This window comes from Acinetobacter junii (assembly GCF_018336855.1).
GTDB lineage: Bacteria > Pseudomonadota > Gammaproteobacteria > Pseudomonadales > Moraxellaceae > Acinetobacter > Acinetobacter junii.
The window spans coordinates 1,330,580-1,351,113 of the sequence record NZ_CP059558.1; the positions used below are offsets into that span (position 1 = coordinate 1,330,580).

The following is a 20,534-nucleotide window of genomic DNA, read 5'->3' on the forward strand; positions in this document are numbered from 1 at the left end:
AACAATGAATAAAGTTTATAAATTGGTTTGGAATGCTTCACTTGGTATATGGGTGGCTGTTTCGGAACTCGCTAAATCAAGAACTAAATCAAAACGGTTAAAAATAGTCATTGGATCTCTTATTATTCATGCAACAGTTGGTAATACTTTTTTATATGCTGATGAATTAATTGAGGGAAATAATATACAAGTCACTACTGATAGTACTGATCCACTCAATATAAAGCATACGATTTCGACTTCAGATACTGTTACATTTAATCAAGTTAATGTAGGTAGCATCATTATTGATGGTGCGAATAATAAAATTACGGGTTTATCCGATGGGGTCGACAGTAGTGATGCTGCTACATTTGGTCAATTAACGACAGTAGATAATAAAGTTGCTCAAAATACGAATGACATTTCAACTATAAATTCTACCGTTTCAAATCACACCTCTCAGATCAATACGCTCAACACATCTGTGTCTAAAAATGCAGGTGATATTGTGAATGTTCAAACTTCTGTAAATGATTTATCTAATCAAACTTGGAGTTTGCAAACCAATGGTGATACTAAATCAGCGATAAAATCGACAGATACTGTTCAATTTATTAATGGTAAAAATATTTCAATAACAAGAAGTGGCACGAATATTACTGTCTCTACTCAACCAGAAGTTGAGTTTGATAAGGCGACGGTAGATGGTGTGGTGATTGATAATGGTCAGATTACCGTTGCTAAAAATGCAAATTTAAGTGTGGGATCAAAGGAAGTTGTAACTGGTGATCAACTCTATCAAGTCCAACAAGACTTATTGAACGCGGGTATTGATCGCGCAAAGTATTTTCATGCAACTTCAACGCTTGATGATTCTGTCGCTGATGGTACTGATTCTATTGCCGTTGGACCTAAAGCAGTAACCAACATTGCTGCACAAGATTCGATTGCAATAGGTAACAATGCTGTAGTGGGTACTGTTGATGATGGTATCACTACACCTACGGATGGCGTTGAATCTATAGCAATCGGTAAAGACAGCAAAGCTTTAGGTAATAAAAATACGGTTATAGGACAAGCTGCCACAGTCGATACAAAAGAAGTTACGAGTTCTATCGCGCTTGGTGATGCTGCAAAAGTGACTGGCATAAATACCAGTAAGGCAATCGCGGTAGGGGCTAATTCACTCTCTAGCGCTGAAAACGCAAGTGCATTTGGAGCTGGATCAGAGGCAACAGGTACGAACTCAACAGCAATTGGGCAATCAGCACGGGCTTCTGCAGGTTCAGCCACTGCTCTGGGAAGTGGTGCAAATGCGGGTGCTGGCAATGGAACTGCTTTAGGTGTCGGTGCCCAAGCTAATAGCACCAGTTCAGTTTCGATTGGTGCAAATGCAGGTGCTGGAACCAGCAATAATCTAGGCAATAGTAATCAAAATCATATCGCGATCGGAACCAGCGCAGGTCAAAATATTAAAGGAAACGAAAATATTGGTATTGGATTACAGGCATCTAATGGAACGTCTGGAAACTACAATATTGCGATTGGTTCACAAGCAGGACAAAGTTCTAAAGGTGAGGAAAATGTAAGTATTGGCTATCTATCCAATCAAAATGGCGGAAGTGCAGATCACTCAACCGCTGTAGGGGGTAGAACATATACTGGTCAAGCCGCTGTAGCACTTGGTTATTTAGCCAATGCATCGGATCAAGGGACTGTGGCTATTGGTGCAGGTTCTAAAGTTGAAGGAGTGGATGATGGATCAGGAACAAAAAATAACTCTGACAATGGTGTCGCTGTGGGGATTAATTCATGGTCAAAAGACAATAGTATTGCATTAGGTGGGAATTCTGTCGCATCGACAACTAAGGCTGCAACCCAATCAGGCTATTTAACTTCGACGCAAATTGGTACTCAAGGGGTTGTATCAGTAGGTTCTGATGGTTCAGGTGGTATGGCTGCATTTAATCGTCGTGTAGCGCATGTTGATGACGGTGCTGATGATTATGACGCTGTGAATGTTAGACAATTAAAGATTGCTCAAGACAAAGTTGGAAATTTGATTGGTGGCAATGTCTCAGTCGATGGCAACGGAAATTATTCACAAATTACGCTAAAAGATACCAATGGGGTCGAGTACAAATACGACACTGTCGTCGAGGCTTTGGGTGCAATTACCAGTGGTGGCGTTTTACCAAGTCTAGATAATGCAGTTACATATACAGATGCCACTTCAACACAGGTTAATCTTCGACCAAATACGGTGATTAGTGGTTTAGCACCTGGGCAAGTTGGTACGGATGCAGTCAATCTTGATCAAATGCAAAAATCAATCGAAGAAAGCCGTGTGAAATATGTGAGTGTTAAATCAGAAGCGATCGGCAATAGAAATAATGAAGGGGCTTCAGGTGTTGATGCTGTAGCGATTGGGCCAGAGGCAATTGCACAGAATAAAAACAGTACGGCTATAGGCTCCCAAGTTTATGCATTAGGCGACAACACAACCAGCATAGGTTCAACAGGCACAATTGCTTATGACACTTCGGGAGTTGCGATTGGTCAACAAGCAATTAGCCGTGGTGAAAATAGTATTGTGATTGGTAAGGGTGCAAAATCAGAACCGCAAACAAGTTTGGATAAAATAGATAATGCTTTGGCCGTTGGTACATCTGCTTTAGTTACAGGCAGTAAAGGGATTGCTTTAGGTACGAATACCATTGCAAGAGGTGAAGAAAGTATTGCACAAGGTTATGATGCTCGAGCTATTTCAAATCGCTCTGTAGCTTTGGGTGTGAGTACAAGAACAAGTGCTTCAGATGCTTATGCTTTGGGGACTCAAGCCACTTCATCTGCAAATAATGCACTTGCTTTTGGTACTCAAGCGGCTGCAACTTCCGCTAATTCGATCGCAACAGGAACTAAAGCAACAACTTATGCAAATAATGCAATTGCTATGGGGAATAATGCGATATCAGGTAAAGCAAATCCAACCAAAGAAGAGATAGATAACAATCTAAATTCAAATACGATTGCGATTGGTACTGACAGCTTTGCACAAATCCAAAGTGCGATCGCATTGGGTAATACAGCACGAGCAACCGAAGAAAATACAATAGCAATTGGTAAAAACACAAAGGTTGAAGCAAAAGATGCAATTGCGATAGGTTTAGATGCCCAAACGATTGGTGAAAATGGAATCGCTCTAGGAAAACAAGCGAAAGCTGATGGAGAAAATGCTTTGGCTCAAGGTGTATCTGCTAAGGCCTTGAATCAAAATGCAATTGCGCAAGGAAATAATGCTCAATCGCTTGCAAATAATGCAATTGCAACAGGTACAAATGCCCTAACAACAGGTGAGGCTGGGATCGCTCAAGGTTTTAATGCTAGAGCACTAAATTCAAATACAATCGCACAAGGTTTAAATGCGCAAGCTACTGCAAATAACGGTGTCGCAATTGGGGCTAACACTTTAGTAACACATAATGATGCTGTTGCAATTGGTAGCGGTTCGCAATCTGCAGATTATGTTCAAACAACAAGTACCACTATAAATGGAACGACTTATAGTTTTGCAGGAACACCAACTAGTTCCTCAAGTGTCAGTATTGGCAGTGCAGGCAAAGAGCGTACTGTTGTAAATGTTGCAGCTGGTCGAATAAGTGCTACAAGTACGGATGCAATCAATGGTAGCCAGTTGTATCAAACGAATTCAGCAATTGAAGATTTGGCAAATACCCCTTTAAGTTTTCAAGCTGATTCAGGTACCAAAGTTGACCGTAAGTTGGGACAAACACTTAATATCGTAGGTGGAATAACTGATGGCTCTAAACTTTCCGAAAATAATATTGGTGTGGTTGCGGATGGAAATGACAAACTTACTGTTAAATTAGCCAATGATGTAAAAGTAAACAGCGTCAATGCAGGTGGCACATTAATAAATAGTGATGGTCTGAGTTTTGTGGATGGTAGCGGTAATGTAGTTGCCAACAGCCCAAGTATCAGTAAAACAGGCATCAACGCAGGCAATAACAAGATTACCAATGTTGCCAAAGGGGATGTGAATTCGACTTCAACCGATGCTATCAATGGTAGTCAACTCTATGAAGTACAACAAACTGCAAACAAAGGTTGGAATCTCACGACCAATAAAGACCTATCGAGCAAGAGTAATGTTGCTCCAGATGACACCGTGGATATTTCCAATGCTGACAGTAATCTAGTTATTAGCAACACAGGCAATAATGTTGATATCAGTTTGGCGAACCAAGTCACGATTGGTTCAGGAACAGGCAGTAATCCAGTCACGATTAATGGGATGACAGGACGAATTAATGGCTTAAGCAATACCACATGGGATCCAAACGGAATCTATAACAGCCAACAAGCGGCAACGGAAGAACAACTTAAAGCAGTGAGTGATGTAGCACAGAATGCAAATCAAGGTTGGAACGTTAAATCAGACAGCAACTTAGCATCAACACAAGTCAAACCAACAGACACGGTTGATATAGGCTTAGCGACAGGCGAAAGCAATCTTAAAGCCACAGCAGTGAATGATGGTAATGGAACAACCACGATTGATTTCAGTCTAAATAAAGATCTAAATGTGGATAGCGTCAATGCAGGTGGCACATTAATAAACAGTGATGGTTTAAGCTTTGTTGATGGTAGCGGCAATGTGGTTGCCAACAGCCCAAGTATTAGTAAAACAGGCATCAATGCAGGCAATAACAAGATTACCAACGTTGCCAAAGGTGATGTGAATTCGACTTCAACCGATGCCATCAATGGTAGTCAACTCTATGAAGTACAACAAACTGCAAACAAAGGTTGGAATCTCACGACCAATAAAGACCTATCGAGCAAGAGTAATGTTGCTCCAGATGACACCGTGGATATTTCCAATGCTGACAGTAATCTAGTTATTAGCAACACAGGCAATAATGTTGATATCAGTTTGGCGAACCAAGTCACGATTGGTTCAGGAACAGGCAGTAATCCAGTCACGATTAATGGGATGACAGGACGAATTAATGGCTTAAGCAATACCACATGGGATCCAAACGGAATCTATAACAGCCAACAAGCGGCAACGGAAGAACAACTTAAAGCAGTGAGTGATGTAGCACAGAATGCAAATCAAGGTTGGAACGTTAAATCAGACAGCAACTTAGCATCAACACAAGTCAAACCAACAGACACGGTTGATATAGGCTTAGCGACAGGCGAAAGCAATCTTAAAGCCACAGCAGTGAATGATGGTAATGGAACAACCACGATTGATTTCAGTCTAAATAAAGATCTAAATGTGAATAGCGTCAATGCAGGTGGCACATTAATAAATAGTGATGGTCTGAGTTTTGTGGATGGTAGTGGCAATGTAGTTGCCAACAGCCCAAGTATCAGTAAAACAGGCATCAACGCAGGCAATAACAAGATTACCAATGTTGCCAAAGGGGATGTGAATTCGACTTCAACCGATGCTATCAATGGTAGTCAACTCTATGAAGTACAACAAACTGCAAACAAAGGTTGGAATCTCACGACCAATAAAGACCTATCGAGCAAGAGTAATGTTGCTCCAGATGACACCGTGGATATTTCCAATGCTGACAGTAATCTAGTTATTAGCAACACAGGCAATAATGTTGATATCAGTTTGGCGAACCAAGTCACGATTGGTTCAGGAACAGGCAGTAATCCAGTCACGATTAATGGGATGACAGGACGAATTAATGGCTTGAGCAATACCACATGGGATCCAAACGGAATCTATAACAGCCAACAAGCGGCAACGGAAGAACAACTTAAAGCAGTGAGTGATGTAGCACAGAATGCAAATCAAGGTTGGAACGTTAAATCAGACAGCAACTTAGCATCAACACAAGTCAAACCAACAGACACGGTTGATATAGGCTTAGCGACAGGCGAAAGCAACCTTAAAGCCACAGCAGTGAATGATGGTAATGGAACAACCACGATTGATTTCAGTCTGAACAGAGATTTGGATATAGACACCGTGACTGCGGGTACAGGTTCAAACAAAACTGTACTGAGTCAAACGGGTGTCAATATTGACGATGGTACCACCCAAACTCAACTGCAAGCAGGCAAACTGGTAGTTAACAACACTGCCAATACAATTACATTAGATGCCAGCAAAGGCACCCTTGAAGGTTTAACCAATAAAGACACCAACAGTGCAGACTTTGCCACCCAAGGACGAGCAGCGACAGAAGAACAGCTCAAACAAATCCAAACGGGTTTAATTGACAGTGGCTTTGGCTTAACGGCAGCTGATGGTAATGCGGTACAAAAGAAACTTGGAGAAACCGTTGAAGTAGTGGGTGCAGATAGCAATATCACGACCAAGGTTGATCAAGGAAAAATCGCAATTGAGCTATCAAAAGATCTAGCGGTGAATAGTGTCAATGCAGGTGGCACATTAATAAATAGTGATGGTCTGAGTTTTGTTGATGGTAGCGGTAATGTGGTTGCCAACAGCCCAAGTATCAGTAAAACAGGCATCAATGCAGGCAATAACAAGATTATCAACGTTGCCAAAGGAGATGTGAATTCGACTTCAACTGATGCTATCAATGGTAGTCAATTGTTTGCTGTTGGGGATGGTGTGAAGAATATCATCGGTGGTACAACGACCTATGATCCGAACACAGGTAAATTTACTAATAATAATATTGGTAATACAGGTGAAAGTACCATCCATGATGCGATCAAATCAATTAATGATACCGCACAAAATGCCAATAAAGGTTGGAATTTAACCACTAATGGTCAAAACTCTAGTCAAGTCAAACCAACTGATACTGTTGATTTTGCGAATAAAGATGGAAATATCAAAGTGAGTAATACTGGTAATAATGTCACTGTCGATCTCGCCAAAGATATAAAAGTTGATAGCCTTCAAGCAGGCAATACAACAGTGAATAACAATGGATTGACGATAAAAGATGGTCCAAGTGTTACACAGGATGGTATTGATGCGGGTAGCAAGAAAATCACCAATGTTGCTGAAGGTAGTATTGCTCAGAACAGCAAAGACGCAGTGAATGGTAGCCAGTTACATAACATGTTGGGTGATGGTGCATTTGTTGGTGGTGATGGAAGTACGATTGTGAATATTGGTGGCACTGGAGAAACCAATATTAATGATGCGATTAAGTCGATCAATCAAAAAGCAGGTCAGCATACCACAGTGAAAGCTGGCCAAAATATGAAAGTCGTAGCAAGTACAAACAGCACTGGAGGTACAGAATATACGGTTGCTACGACGGATGATGTTACTTTCAAAAATGTGACTGCTCAAAACATTAAAGCCGATAATGTTACGGTCGGTGACGTTCAAATTACTAAAGCTGGCATTAATGCTGGAAATAAAGTGATTAGCAATGTTTCCGATGGTGCTGTAAACAGCTTATCAAAAGAGGCGGTGAATGGCTCTCAACTTAATACATCAAATCAATATATTACATCGTCTTTAGGTGGTGGTGCTAAATATGAAAATGGTAAGTTCACTGCACCTACATATAACGTAAATAATGGTACATACAATAATGTTGGTGATGCATTAGGTGCTCTAAATCAGGCAAATATTGATCTCGGTAATAAAATCGAACAAGTGTTTTATAACACTAATAATCGTATTGATAGCCTAGAAGAAAAAATGTCTGCAGGTATTGCTGCAAACGCTGCACTTGAGCAAGCACCGTATGTGCCAGGGAAAGTCTCTTTAGCCGTGGGAGCAGGTTATTACAATAGCCAAAATGCAGTGGGTGTAACACTAAGAAAAACAGCAGATAATGGTCGTTGGTCACTTACAAGTGGTGCTGCAATTGGTAGTCAAGGTGGTGCTCTGGTTCGAGTCGGTGTCAGTACTGTACTTGATTAATAAAATAAAGAAAAAGGAGAGTGTCTGTGCTCTCCTCAACAAATTCAAAATAATACGGAGTACATGATGAGAAAGAATATTTTATGCATGATTGCTGCATCTACCATTGGAATTTTTTCTACACACACATTTGCAGCAAAAGCTGAACAAAATTTGAATGCTGGAGTTACATTTCCTAAAGTTGAAAAAAGTTATCTAAAACAAGTAAAACGCTATGAACTAGATAATGTTGCTCGCTTAGATATAGGTTTAACTAAAGATCAAATTCGACATTTACTTGGTAATCCTCAATTCAATGAAGGCTTATTTGCAGTGAGAACGTGGAATTATGTATTAGATATCCGTATTCCTAAAACACAAAAATATCAGCGTTGCCAACTCAGAATTGATTTTGACAAGAAATATATTTCTGAACGTTTATCGTGGAAGGGAGAAGCATGTGAGGGTCTACTGGCATGGGGTGAAAACAATCAAATACCTGAAAAACCAGTGAAGGAGACGGTAGCTAGTGAAGTAAGATCCGCTAGCATTTTCTTTGCTTTTGATCGTTATGATGAAAATGCGATTGAGGTAGGTGGAAGTTCCATTGCAGAAATTGCTCAAAAAATAAAATCAGATAATAAAAATACTCCAATTATTGTTGCGGGTTTTACTGATCCACTCGGAAAATTTGCATATAACTATCGATTATCGTCTCAAAGGGCAAATACCGTAGCAAGATTATTGAGAAACCAAGGTATTGATGAAAAACGTATTCAAATCCAAGCCAATAGCCAAACTGATGTGTATCAACAATGTGCAGGGGATAATCGTGATAATCAGCTGATCGGCTGTCTTGCACCTAATAGACGGGTCAATGTGAGTTGGTAGATTTGCAGGAATCAGCCAAGCATCTTAAGAGATACTTGGTAGGGTTAGGATAATTTGATATCCGAGTATGTTAATGAGCTGTTTTTAGGCTTATACACTATAATGGTAAACAATATGTGATGATTACTGCGGGTGGTGCAAGACAATCTCCCGATCATGGTGATTATGTGATTGCGTACAGCTTGCAATAACTGTTTAAAAATTCACTTTGAAAACCTGCAATAATTCAATTATTGCAGGTTTTTTTATTTTTAGAATTCAAATTTATAGTTATGAAATTGGCATGTTCATTGCTTAAATATAAATCATCTGGTCAGACCAGTCTGACAATGAAATAATTTGGAGCAACAATGAATTTAGAACGATTTAATCTTTTAAATGATGAGCAAGCATTTGAAGCATTAAAACCATGCGTTCATATTCCATCATGGATTGAAAGTATTGTTCTGCAACGACCTTTTGGTTCAGCTGAAGAACTATATCAAACTGCTGCTTTACAAGCTCAAATATGGCAATGGTCAGAAATATTAGAAGCATTGGAACAACATCCACGAATTGGTGAAAAAAAAGCTGCCACGACCTTATCAGAAAGAGAGCAGCAGTTTTCACAAAAAGAACAGGTTCAGCTTGGTACAGATCAAGATATTCAACAAGCACTCTTTCAGGGCAATTTAGCTTACGAGCACAAATTTGGTCATATTTTTTTGATTCGAGCGGCAGGGCGTTCTGGTACAGAAATGTTAACAGAACTCAATCGACGTTTAGAAAATTCAGCTGAACAAGAGCAGCAAGAAGTTAAACAACAACTCAGTGAAATTGCATTAATTCGCTTAAAGCAGGAGATTCAATAATGGCAGGTATAAGTACACATATTCTAAATGCTGCATTGGGTAAACCTGCTGTAGGGGTTTCTGTTGAATTATTAAAGGAAACGTCGCAAGGCTATATTTCGATGGGTACGCAATTAACCGATGTAGATGGTCGTATTAAAGCTTTTAATCTTGATTCATTCATAACAGGCAATTATCAGCTCATTTTCCACACTGTCGATTACTTTCAATCTCTAGAGATTGAAAGCTTTTATCCAAAAGTTTGTATCGATTTTACAGTATCGGATATTCATCAGCACTATCACGTGCCTTTATTAATTAGTCCATTTTCCTATTCAACCTATCGAGGTAGCTAGGCACACCATGCATTAACAAAGAATTTTTATAGAGGAAAATTACATGCACAACGATAAAATGCACAGTGAAGCTCGTGCAAGGGTATCTGCAGAACATCAATATTTAGGAATGAATAAAAACATCATTTATGGACTGCAACATGTGCTGACGATGTATGGTGGAATTATTGCACCACCTATCATTATTGGCGCTGCCGCAGGTTTAGAAGCCTCGGAAATAGGTTTGTTGGTTGCTGCTGCGCTTTTTGTTGGAGGCATAGCAACAATGTTACAAACATTGGGCTTTAAGCATTTCGGTGCAAAACTGCCGATTGTTCAAGGAGTCTCTTTTGCTGGTGTTGCAACAATTTTGGCAATTGTCACCACAGGTGGAGGATTAGCTTCAGCATTTGGCGCAGTCATCGTTGCGTCATTGATTGGTTTATTACTCGCACCATTCTTTTCAAAAATTATTCGTTTTTTCCCACCTGTGGTGACTGGCTGTGTGATTACGATGATTGGTATTTCTTTATTGCCCGTTGCGATTCGTTGGATGATGGGGGGTAATCCAAAAGCTGAAAATTGGGGCGATCCAGCAAATATTGGTTTAGCTGCGATGACTTTAGCGATAGTCATTATTTTCAGTATGTTAAAAAGTCAGTTAATTAGTCGTCTGGCAATTTTAATGGCGATTGTATTAGGAACGATTATCGCTTCATTGGCTGGGTTTGCAGATTTTTCCAAAGTTGCTAACGGTTCAATGTTCGCTTTTCCTCATATCTTTCATTTTGGAATGCCAGTATTTGAATTCACTGCCATACTTTCTATGGTGATCGTAACTTTAGTTATTATGACTGAGACTACGGCGGACATTATCGCAATTGGTGAAATTGTTGGAAGCAAAGTTGATTCTAAACGGATTGGAGATGGTCTACGCGCTGATATGTTGTCCAGTGCAGTTGCCCCAATTTTTGGTTCGTTTATGCAAACCGCATTTGCACAAAATGTAGGCTTGGTTGCAATTACAGGGATTAAGAGTCGTTTTGTGGTGGCAACCGCTGGTGGAATTCTGGTGGTTCTAGGATTATTACCTATCGTTGGGCGTTTAGTCGCTGCTATTCCAATGCCAGTATTAGGTGGGGCAGGTATTGTGTTGTTTGGCACAGTGGCGGCAAGTGGCATCCGCACATTGGCAAAAGTTGATTATAACGATCATAAAAATCTGATTATTGTCGCAACCTCATTGGCAATTGGAATGATTCCGATTGCAAACAATGAGTTCTATGCACAGTTTCCAAAATGGGTTAGTACGCTATTACATTCTGGAATTAGCTCAGCATGTATCACTGCCATTTTGCTCAATATTTTATTTAATCATTTACCTTTCGCCAAAAAATCGGTGGAAACAACAACATTACCTATTAATTCAGGCCACTCATAGCTGTATAGAAGTGGCTTGATTTTCCAAATCCATCACACGTTTTAAACATCAACCATTAAAAAATTACTTATTCATTTTTGAATAGGTCTATGGGAGCTTTGATTTGAGAAAAGATAAAACAGTATTCTAAATAATTTAGAAGTGATTTGTTGTTGGGCTCTTAAAAATTTAGAAAAACACAATTAGAGTGCTTTCGATTGTCTAAAAAGAGAGTAAATGTATGTTAAGTTAATTTTATTTCTAAATAATTTCTAAAATTAGGTTAGACTTTATCTGAATTTATAAACAACTATCTTGATTGAAAAAATAATGATGAAAAAAAGCCTATTAATTTTAACGTTAGCCATGTCTTCAGAAATTTACGCTGCTCAGATTTGTGCTAAATCAGCTAATTCTTTTGAAGCTACAGAATGTTTAGACAAAGAAGTAAAAAGGTTGAGAACTGAGCTAAATACAATCTATAAAAAAGTTTATAAACAAACTGAAGCTAAAAAAGAGCTAGATACAGCTCAGAACTCTTGGTTTAATTATAAAGATCAGCAGTGTGGTGATTTTGTTAGTGTTGATAGTGGCTATAGTCCCTCAACGATGATTTTTAATCTTGATTGTCAGGTCACGCTGTTGAAACAGCGTATAGAATTTTTGAAGTCACTTTAATTTTATAATTCTGAAAATTAAAATTAGACAAAAAAAGCCCCCATTGAAGGGGGGAGTTAAAACTTTATGTTATTAATCTAAAGGATTTCCCACAATATTGCTAATAATTCCTTGCATGATGTGCGAACCTTGTTCTGTATAGAGTGATTGATACCATTCTTCAGTCACTTTTTGATCTTTCATATGCGTTACATCACAACGCTTACGAGCACGTAATACCATTTCTTTGGTTCGGTCATTACGTTTGTTTTGGTATCTTTCTAGTGCATCACTTAGCCCAAAAGTATTTATTTGCAAAGCACGTGCCAAGTAAATAGCATCTTCCATTGCTTGGCAACCGCCTTGCCCAATGTCTGGGGTTGTACTGTGTGCTGCATCGCCAAGTAAAACGACACGACCTTTATAAAAACTCATAAAAGGTTCAATATCATGGATTTCAACGCGATTGGTTTTTTGTTCATCCAAACAATCAATCAGTTGATGTACAGGTGAACACCAATCTTTGAAATATTTTTTCAGCTCAGTTTTATATTGATCACGTTGATTGGGTAGACCTGCTTCTATAGGCACATCAAAAAAGAAATAGAAACGATTTTGTGCTACAGGCATAAGGGAGACACGTTTTCCTTCACCGACGTAGGTTGTCCATTGTTGCGCTGGTGCAATTTTTTCATCGATTTGAACCAGCCCATTCCAATTGACATAACCAGCATAACGCCGTTCGACTTGATGGCCGAGTACAAACTTGCGTGTGATGGAGTGGGTTCCATCCGCACCAATTAATAGATCAGCTTGAATCTCGGAACCATCGGCAAAACGAATGCTGACATATTCAGACTGATCTTCAATCTCAGTCATTTTCATACCCAGTTTAATATTTTCTAAGCCAAACGTTTCCATGAGAAGTTGTTGTAAATCTGCACGTGCGACAGGGTAGGCACGTTGTCCAACTTCTTTGTATAAAGGTGTTAAATCAAACTGAGTCATGGTTTGATCATTGAGACCATCGATGTAGGCTAACGATTCCATTTCACCGCCTAAAGTTTGAATTTGCTCAGTCAAACCAAGATAATTTAGGCATTTTACGCCGTTCGACCAGAGTGATATCGCTGCTCCTACAGGTAATATTTCAGCTGCTTGCTCATAAATCGTGACTTGATGCCCAAATTTTTTTAAAGCGATACCAGCAGTCAAACCGCCCATACCTGCACCTACAATCGCAATATTCATCTTTTAGACCCTAATTTTAGAACTATAAATTTCTAATAAGTCTTAAGCGAGAATTGTGCCAATTTTAACCTGTGGTTTAACAGGTCATACCAGTAAATTTGCATTATTAAAATGCAAGAATAGGTTGGGTGTTTTAATGTAGTTCAAAGTTTGGATTAAAGCAGTGCGTTGGTGTTTTGGTGGGTAAAATTTTTATCTAGAACATGCTTCTCTGAGAAAGTTATTTACATATCATCAATCTATAAAATAAAAAAGTATGTGTATGGATATCTGATCCTAGATAAATGAATCAAAATGACAATTAAGTTTTTGAGCTTTATGATTGCTCATGACGAGAAAAATAAACTCCAGCACGTTGTGCAGCGCCAATAATGTGTGCCTGCATCGCTTTTTCAGCCGATATAGCATCTTGTTTAAATAGCGCCTGTAAAATCGCATCATGTTCTTGAATGGTTTTGAATGCTAGATTAGGTTGAACGAAGGGAAGAATCTGACTTTTTTTAATCCATTCATTATGCATTTTAAGTGTTTGAATAATGGACTGATTATGACTTAATTCAATGATATGTTGGTGAAATGCATAATCAAACTCTGAAGCAGCTTGCCAATTTTGTTCTGAGATCGCATCTGCAAGCGCTTCATAATGCTGCTTTAAAGTTAATTTATCTTGATCAGTTAGATATTCACATGCCAGCAGGACGCAAAATCCTTCAAGCACATAACGTAATTGATAAAAATCTTTTAAAGAAATTCGATGTTCGCCTTCCCATTGTTCGGCTGCTTTACTATGCTTTGAAATGACATAAACACCTTTACCAGCCTTGATTTCTAATAGACCTAAAGCAGCAAGGCGAGTTAAAGCTTCACGTAGAGAAGCGCGACTGATTCCTAACTGGGCAGCAAGATCACGTTGGGAAGGTAATGTAGAGTCAATTGCATAAGTACCTTCCTGAATACGTTGATGAATGACTTCCACCGCTTGCTCAGTCACTTGAGATGATTTTCCGTTGAGCATAGCTTGTGGACTCATATACATCGTTTCCTAGAAATAAAATGAACAATTTGATTCTACACAAAATTCATAAATTTAAATTGCTTCAAAGTTAAAATTAGATAATTATTTACAACAGGTCAGACCAGTTGGACTGGATTTTGCATAACATGAACCATATGAAAATGTTTTTAGGATTGATCAATGACGGTGCATATTGCCAAAGTAGTAACTTTGCCTGATAACTTACAGGGTTTAACCAATTTAGCTGATGCGCGCATCGGCGCGAGCATTATGTCTTGTTCAGATGAGTTTTTTGCAAGTGCGGAACGAATGCTACAACCAGAACCTGCAAAATTTATTGAAGGTAAGTTTGATAATCATGGCAAATGGATGGATGGCTGGGAAACACGCCGTAAGCGCGAAGCTGGTTATGATTGGTGTATTGTTCGCTTAGGTGTAACTGGAAAAGTTTCAGGCTTTGATCTCGATACTTCTTTTTTCACAGGGAATTATCCTGCTTCTGCCTCAATAGAAGGGTGTTATGCACCTGATGATCAACTGGAAAATATTACTTGGATCCCACTGTTAGAAAACTCGGTTTTGTCTCCTGATCATCATCATTTTTTTAGCTGCGAAGCACATAAAATCACTCATATTCGACTTAACATTTTCCCTGATGGTGGTGTTGCTCGTTTACGTGTTTACGGAAATGTCCTACTGGAAAATATAGATTCAACCCAACAAATTGACCTGATTGGTTTGAAAAATGGTGGACGTATTGTTGCATTTAGTGATGCACATTACGGGCATCCGAATAACTTACTCAGCCCAGATCGTGGCATTAATATGGGCGATGGTTGGGAAACCAAGCGCCGCCGTGAGCCTGGTTTTGATTGGTGTGTTATTGCGTTAGGACAAACTGGGCATGTAGAAAAAATAGAAGTTGATACAGCACATTTTAAAGGAAATTTTCCTGCATTTTGTTCGATCCAAGCCGCTTATGTTGAGGATGCAACAGATGCACAGTTGATTCCTCAAAGTATGTTTTGGTCTTACTTATTAGAACAGCAGCCTTTATCAATGGACGCGATTCACTCATATATAGCTGAAATCTTGCAGCATCAAAAAGTGAACTATATTCGTGTCAATATGATTCCTGATGGTGGAATTAGTCGGATTCGCTTGTGGGGCAAAATCACAGAATGAAATTGTGTCTTCAGTAATGAGCAAGGTCATATAAGTTTTGATAAAAAAGATCATGTTTGAATTGGTATTTGCTTACTTTTGAAAGATCAAAAGTAACAAAAATCTTTTGTTAGGCTGATGGCACATCCTTGATGCCACAGCCTAACGGGCGGCATCCATGCCGCCTAGCTCGATAGCAAATGTTCATTATGCATTGGATTAGAGAAGAATAATCTACGAAGTTTCGTTCTGCTAAAATAAAGTGAAGTTCAATATATGAGAAAAAACATCCAAATTCAGCCTTTAACTCAAGAGAGTTTCTCCGCCTTTGGTGATGTGATTGAAAAAGAAAATCATGATTTTTTTGCGATTAACCAAGGTTTAACTCAGCGCTATCATGCATTATCAGTTGCTCAAATTAGTGGCGATAATACCGCTGTTGGTATGAGTATTTTTCATAATTTATGCGCAACAGGGATTCCGTTTAAAATAGACATGCTTGAACGTCATCCTCACGGTTCACAATCCTTCATTCCATTACAACAACAAAAATTTATCATCATCGTAGCGCTACCTTTGAATCACTTACAACCAGATGAACAGCAAATCTTTGCTTTTTTAAGTAATGGTAAGCAGGGTGTTACCTATCACCAAGGAGTTTGGCATCATCCGTTGATTACATTGGAAGCTGAAAGTGACTTTTTAGTGGTGGATCGTATTGGTGGTGGACGAAATTGTGATGTTCATCCTTTGGTTATATCACGATGGGTTGTTGAATCATGATTAAGAGAAATGGATTCTGGGTATTTCTAGCGTAATTTTTTATTGATTTTTTTTAATTCTTCTTTTTTGTTATTCTTAGTGTATTGGAAATATGCTTAGAACAACAAACTAAACAAAAAAGCAGAATAAAATATTATTCATTCTTTTATTTTTTTTATTTATCCCACCACTAGTTTTATTTCCTGCATATCCTAAAAACCAATAGCAATACGATATTTATCGTTATATTACTAATGAGATGCTTGTTATCATCGGAACACAAGGTCCATTGCCATTTTTTACTATTCTTTCAAATGTTTATACTACTTTTATTTTGCTTGTTTTTAGCTGTTACTTTTGTTTTGTATTTTATAAAAAAATTGGAATAAACGATGAATTTCAAGTGTTCTTCTTTAGTAAGTTTTTTCAGATTGAATTTGAGTCTTCCAAAAAGTATCCATTGCTTGAAAAACCTATAATAAAAGAAATTATTGTTTCATTAATCTTTGTAGGTTGTTTCTTTCTTGCACTTTATCATTTTGTTGCTTTTGAAAATATTACATTACAAGATGATAGTCATCGAGGTGCTTTAATTCAATTGAGTTATAATTTTAAAATTGGAGTGTTAATATGGGAGTCTTGTCTTAATCTACTTTTGATTTTTCCAATATTTTATTTTTTATTTTTGATTATTTATCTAATTAATTACTTTGTTAGAGGGTTAGGCTCAGGAAAAATTATTCTTACTCAGAAGACAGAAGACAGAAGACAGAAGACAGAAGACAGAAGACAGAAGACAGAAGACAGAAGACAGAAGACAGAAGCAAAGCCAAAGAGAAGAGGTAAAAGAAAAAATTAGACTAATTCTGGAAGCTTAAAATTCACATGATTCATGTAACTAAATTTTTAGTGTCTATATCTCAAATTATCAATAAATAACGGTTAAATCTTTTTAGATGGCTTAATGTAATTAGAGAAAAGTCTTTTGGCGTATAAGCCTATAACTTCTCCAGAGGATGATATTTATACCAGTGCTCCGCAATCTGTTGACGAGTACAAATCCATACACGATCATGATTTTGTACATAATCCAAAAAGCGCTGTAATGCTTTAAAACGAGCAGGGCGACCTAAAATTCGACAATGCATCCCGATTGATAGCATTTTCGGTGAAGTCGCTCCTTCAGCATACAACACATCAAAAGCATCTTTTAAATACTCAAAAAAATCTTCACTCCGATTAAAACCAGTCGGGGAGGCGAACTTCATATCATTGGTATCAAGTGTATATGGAATAATGAGATGTGACCGAGTTTCACCATTCTCTTTCGATAGTGTTGTCCAAAAAGGTAGATCATCCCCATAATAATCACTGTCATACTGAATCTGATCATAGTCAGCCAAGAGTTGACGGGTATTGGGACTATCACGACCTGTATACCAACCTGTTGGATATTCCCCAAATAAATCTTTTAAAATCTGCATGGCTTCAGCCATATGTGCTTTCTCTGTTTCAATATCGATATTTTGATAATGAATCCAACGTAAACCATGCGAAACAACGTCATAGTAATTTTGTTTGATTGCTTCAACTACTAAAGGATTTCGTTGTAATGCCATCGCAACAGCAAAAATCGTCATAGGTAAATGACGTTTAGCAAACTCCTGTTGAATTCGCCAAAACCCGACACGTGAACCATACTCGTAGATGGAATCCATTGAAAGATGACGAGCAGGATAACTATCAGCCCCACTGATTTCAGAGAGGAACTGCTCTGAACCATCATCACCATGCAAAATGTGTCTTTCTCCACCTTCTTCATAATTCAATACAAACTGAACGGCAATTTTTGCTTGATTTGGCCACTGAGCATGTGGAGGATGATTGGCATAACCTAGCATATCTCGAGGATAATCATGGTTGATATGGCTAGTTTGATCTATGAGTGTCATGGCTTTGCCTAAGAAGCTGGAAATGTGAAATTTCTCATTAAATTACTTGATGAATTGTTTGTGTGTCAAACAATAAAGCAATATAAATCAAATGCTTGTTTGTTTTATTTTGGTGCGTTAATCGAGTTTATTTACTGAATAATCTCAATCATGCGCAATTTTAGTGCTTCCATGTGTTCAATGATTTGATTCATCATAATTTGTGATATTCGTGAGAGTTGCCGTTTTGGTGCAACACACAAGGCAAGGGTAATCGGATGTAGTCCATTTTCGTGAATCGTTCTGAACTCAAATTCACCATTTTCAATAAAGGCATAGGCATCTAGATAACTCATGATCCCAATGCCTAGATTATTTCTAAGCAATGACAGCATCATACGAATATCGTTGCATTCAATTTGATGGGGTGGATTAAAATCATGCTTCTTGTATAAAGCCATCACATGATCATGAATAATCAGCGGTGCAGCGGCGATGATATGGTTGAACTCCAATGTATCGGAGAAATAGATTTTTTCTTTATTTGCTAAGGGATGTTGTTTCGGAATGACGAAACCAAGTGGCATTTCAATAAAAGAGCTGACTTGCAATTGATGCTGATGTTTCGGATCGAGGATTAAACCAAAATCGAGTTCTGCGTTAATTACGAGATCAGCAACATAGTCGCTATCTAATACGCGAATATTGAAATTAATCCAAGGATAATCTTTATGAATGGATTGAATCGCGTCCGTGATAAAACTTTCACTGAGCGCGGAAATTACACCAAAATCAATTGAACCACGCTGTAAGCCTTGGATTTCATTCAAGCGTTTTTGTGTCATTTGAAAGTCTTTTTGCCAACTTCGCAAATCTGCATATAGCAACTCACCAGCCAAGGTCAGTTTTAAGCCATTCGGCAAACGTTCAAATAGAGCTACACCAAGTTCTTCTTCAGCCAAAACGATCTGACGATGTACCGCTGAAACAGAAATAAAAAGCTGATCCGCTGCTTTTCTTAAACTACCAGTTTTGGCGACTGCAATAAAATATTCAGCGAAGCGAGAAAAGGGTAATGCCATTACATGTACGTTTTATAAAAATAAGTATTTATACAAAAGCAATTTTAGTGCCGTTACTGTTCTAATTTTTAGAATGATTGATCAAATTCATTCTAATAGACGAAAAAAACATTCTGTTCCACACTGCATTTAAGCCATATAGATCCGTGATCTTTAGCAGAAAATGAGAGCAAAGCATGAATGCAATTCCTTCAATCAATCTTCCAAATAAACCTTGTCACAGTCAGTTTGACGATCAGGATTGGCATATATTGGCTCAACATTGGTATCCCGTAGCACGAGTTGAAGACGTAACGACTAAGCCACAGCAAGTCACGTTGCTTGATATGAATATGGCGATTTATAAAACGGAGTCAGGCAACATTCATTTAGTTCGTGATATTTGCCCACATCGAGGTGTACCGTTAAGCAAGGGTTGGGTTGAAGGCGAAACGATTATTTGTCCTTATCATGGTTTGCATTTCAATGAGCAAGGTAAATGCACAAAAATTCCTGCGCAGCCTGATTTAACCAAAATTTCTGATCGTTTTTCATTAACCAAATTTCCAGTAGTTATAAAATATGGTTTGGTATGGACGAGTATTTTAGGCAGAGATGAAAGCTTGGCAAATTTCCCGGTACTAGATACATGGGATACAGAAGAACACCAAGCAATTCTACCTCCATATGTGGATATTGCTGGTTCGAGTGGTCGTCAATTAGAGGGCTTTATTGATGTGGCACATTTTGCTTGGGTGCATCATGAAGCGTTTGCTGACCGTGAAAATCCAGTTGTTCCGAAATATTTAACTGAACGCACCGATTATGGGTTACATACGGAATATGTCAGTAACGTCAGTAATTACCCGCATGGGATGCAACATTTAGCGCCTGATGATTTTCTTTGGGAGCGGATTTTTGATGTTTATCCACCATTCTCAGCAGTATTGACGATTCATTTTCCGAATGATGGTGTGTTAAAGATTTTAAATGCTTGTTGCCCAATCTCGCATAACAAAACTCGATTGTTTGTACCACTGACACGTAACTTTGATACCACTGGGGATTTGCAAGCTGTTTATGACTTTAATGCACAAATTTTTGCAGAAGATCAGGAAATGGTAGAGTCTCAAAAACCTGAAGAATTACCTGTAGATATTACAATGGAAGCACATTTTGAAGCGGATCGTTCTTCGACCATGTATCGCCGTATATTGGCAGATTGGGGTTTGAGTAAGCGCTATACAGTTTAGGCTTATACAAGTTTAGAATTTTCAAAAATCAAGCAAATGAAATTCAACATTAATTTAATTTTAGACGTTTAATTGTATAAGCTTGTATATACAA

The 20,534-nt window shown here is 38.3% G+C and carries 14 protein-coding genes and 1 pseudogene; 11 read left to right on the forward strand and 4 right to left on the reverse strand.

The genetic code is table 11. The annotated features are described in order from the left end of the window. Positions 1–4: 4 nt before the first annotated feature. The 7 genes and pseudogenes from H2677_RS16015 to H2677_RS06395 all read left to right on the forward strand — a co-directional run bounded on the left by H2677_RS16015 (position 5) and on the right by H2677_RS06395 (position 12,024). Entirely contained in the window at positions 5–7,891 is a 7,887-nt protein-coding gene (locus H2677_RS16015; protein WP_228301670.1) for an ESPR-type extended signal peptide-containing protein, read from the forward strand. A gap of 66 nt (positions 7,892–7,957) precedes the next feature. Continuing rightward, on the forward strand, positions 7,958–8,761 hold the full coding sequence (tpgA, locus tag H2677_RS06375; RefSeq protein ID WP_212639402.1) for a trimeric autotransporter adhesin/peptidogylcan-associated protein TpgA: 804 nt from the start codon (positions 7,958–7,960) through the stop codon (positions 8,759–8,761). 104 nt (positions 8,762–8,865) lie between these two features. After that, positions 8,866–8,952 (forward strand): annotated as a pseudogene (locus H2677_RS16205) (hypothetical protein); the annotation flags it as partial. A 159-nt stretch (positions 8,953–9,111) separates the two neighbouring features. Then, the gene (gene uraD / locus H2677_RS06380; protein WP_212639403.1) at positions 9,112–9,612 is read left to right on the forward strand and encodes a 2-oxo-4-hydroxy-4-carboxy-5-ureidoimidazoline decarboxylase; all 501 of its coding nucleotides are present in this window, start codon (positions 9,112–9,114) and stop codon (positions 9,610–9,612) included. Beyond that, on the forward strand, positions 9,612–9,947 hold the full coding sequence (gene uraH / locus H2677_RS06385) for a hydroxyisourate hydrolase (protein WP_212639404.1): 336 nt from the start codon (positions 9,612–9,614) through the stop codon (positions 9,945–9,947). Before uraD ends, uraH begins: the two co-directional genes overlap by 1 nt. A gap of 43 nt (positions 9,948–9,990) precedes the next feature. Further along, the gene (locus tag H2677_RS06390) at positions 9,991–11,367 is read left to right on the forward strand and encodes a nucleobase:cation symporter-2 family protein (RefSeq protein ID WP_212639405.1); all 1,377 of its coding nucleotides are present in this window, start codon (positions 9,991–9,993) and stop codon (positions 11,365–11,367) included. A 309-nt stretch (positions 11,368–11,676) separates the two neighbouring features. Further along, the gene (locus H2677_RS06395; RefSeq protein ID WP_212639406.1) at positions 11,677–12,024 is read left to right on the forward strand and encodes a lysozyme inhibitor LprI family protein; all 348 of its coding nucleotides are present in this window, start codon (positions 11,677–11,679) and stop codon (positions 12,022–12,024) included. 72 nt (positions 12,025–12,096) lie between these two features. Here H2677_RS06395 and hpxO read toward each other — a convergent pair whose 3' ends face one another. Beyond that, on the reverse strand, positions 12,097–13,254 hold the full coding sequence (hpxO, locus tag H2677_RS06400; protein WP_212639407.1) for an FAD-dependent urate hydroxylase HpxO: 1,158 nt from the start codon (positions 13,252–13,254) through the stop codon (positions 12,097–12,099). A gap of 316 nt (positions 13,255–13,570) precedes the next feature. Continuing rightward, entirely contained in the window at positions 13,571–14,284 is a 714-nt protein-coding gene (locus H2677_RS06405) for a FadR/GntR family transcriptional regulator (RefSeq protein ID WP_212639408.1), read from the reverse strand. Positions 14,285–14,449: 165 nt separating this feature from the next. Here H2677_RS06405 and alc point away from each other — a divergent pair, with 165 nt between their 5' ends. From alc to H2677_RS06420, 3 genes are all read left to right on the forward strand, one after another. Next, positions 14,450–15,454 (forward strand): allantoicase, encoded by a 1,005-nt coding sequence (gene alc, locus H2677_RS06410; protein ID WP_212639409.1) that lies wholly within the window; start codon positions 14,450–14,452, stop codon positions 15,452–15,454. A gap of 255 nt (positions 15,455–15,709) precedes the next feature. Beyond that, positions 15,710–16,216 (forward strand): ureidoglycolate lyase, encoded by a 507-nt coding sequence (locus tag H2677_RS06415; RefSeq protein WP_212639410.1) that lies wholly within the window; start codon positions 15,710–15,712, stop codon positions 16,214–16,216. A gap of 238 nt (positions 16,217–16,454) precedes the next feature. Next, the gene (locus H2677_RS06420) at positions 16,455–17,054 is read left to right on the forward strand and encodes a hypothetical protein (RefSeq protein ID WP_212639411.1); all 600 of its coding nucleotides are present in this window, start codon (positions 16,455–16,457) and stop codon (positions 17,052–17,054) included. Between the two features lie 139 nt (positions 17,055–17,193). On the opposite strand, the gene puuE is transcribed toward H2677_RS06420, so the two are convergent. Together puuE and H2677_RS06430 are read right to left on the reverse strand one after the other, a co-directional pair. Beyond that, complete coding sequence (gene puuE / locus H2677_RS06425) at positions 17,194–18,147, reverse strand: allantoinase PuuE (protein WP_212639412.1); 954 nt, start codon at positions 18,145–18,147, stop codon at positions 17,194–17,196. Between the two features lie 131 nt (positions 18,148–18,278). Further along, positions 18,279–19,208 carry a LysR family transcriptional regulator gene (locus H2677_RS06430; RefSeq protein WP_212639413.1) on the reverse strand — a complete coding sequence of 310 codons (930 nt, stop codon included), beginning with the start codon at positions 19,206–19,208 and terminating at the stop codon, positions 18,279–18,281. Between the two features lie 176 nt (positions 19,209–19,384). Here H2677_RS06430 and H2677_RS06435 point away from each other — a divergent pair, with 176 nt between their 5' ends. Next, the gene (locus tag H2677_RS06435) at positions 19,385–20,440 is read left to right on the forward strand and encodes an aromatic ring-hydroxylating oxygenase subunit alpha (RefSeq protein WP_212639414.1); all 1,056 of its coding nucleotides are present in this window, start codon (positions 19,385–19,387) and stop codon (positions 20,438–20,440) included. Positions 20,441–20,534 lie beyond the last annotated feature (94 nt).

What these genes read in the sequence shown, in the direction of transcription:
- H2677_RS06435 (WP_212639414.1), top strand. Translation starts at nt 19,385, where the DNA reads ATGAATGCAATTCCTTCAATCAATCTTCCAAATAAACCTTGTCACAGT.
- alc (WP_212639409.1), top strand. Translation starts at nt 14,450, where the DNA reads ATGACGGTGCATATTGCCAAAGTAGTAACTTTGCCTGATAACTTACAG.
- hpxO (WP_212639407.1), bottom strand. Translation starts at nt 13,254, where the DNA reads ATGAATATTGCGATTGTAGGTGCAGGTATGGGCGGTTTGACTGCTGGT.
- puuE (WP_212639412.1), bottom strand. Translation starts at nt 18,147, where the DNA reads ATGACACTCATAGATCAAACTAGCCATATCAACCATGATTATCCTCGA.
- H2677_RS06415 (WP_212639410.1), top strand. Translation starts at nt 15,710, where the DNA reads ATGAGAAAAAACATCCAAATTCAGCCTTTAACTCAAGAGAGTTTCTCC.
- uraD (WP_212639403.1), top strand. Translation starts at nt 9,112, where the DNA reads ATGAATTTAGAACGATTTAATCTTTTAAATGATGAGCAAGCATTTGAA.
- tpgA (WP_212639402.1), top strand. Translation starts at nt 7,958, where the DNA reads ATGAGAAAGAATATTTTATGCATGATTGCTGCATCTACCATTGGAATT.
- uraH (WP_212639404.1), top strand. Translation starts at nt 9,612, where the DNA reads ATGGCAGGTATAAGTACACATATTCTAAATGCTGCATTGGGTAAACCT.
- H2677_RS06430 (WP_212639413.1), bottom strand. Translation starts at nt 19,208, where the DNA reads ATGGCATTACCCTTTTCTCGCTTCGCTGAATATTTTATTGCAGTCGCC.
- H2677_RS16015 (WP_228301670.1), top strand. Translation starts at nt 5, where the DNA reads ATGAATAAAGTTTATAAATTGGTTTGGAATGCTTCACTTGGTATATGG.
- H2677_RS06390 (WP_212639405.1), top strand. Translation starts at nt 9,991, where the DNA reads ATGCACAACGATAAAATGCACAGTGAAGCTCGTGCAAGGGTATCTGCA.
- H2677_RS06405 (WP_212639408.1), bottom strand. Translation starts at nt 14,284, where the DNA reads ATGAGTCCACAAGCTATGCTCAACGGAAAATCATCTCAAGTGACTGAG.
- H2677_RS06395 (WP_212639406.1), top strand. Translation starts at nt 11,677, where the DNA reads ATGATGAAAAAAAGCCTATTAATTTTAACGTTAGCCATGTCTTCAGAA.
- H2677_RS06420 (WP_212639411.1), top strand. Translation starts at nt 16,455, where the DNA reads ATGCTTGTTATCATCGGAACACAAGGTCCATTGCCATTTTTTACTATT.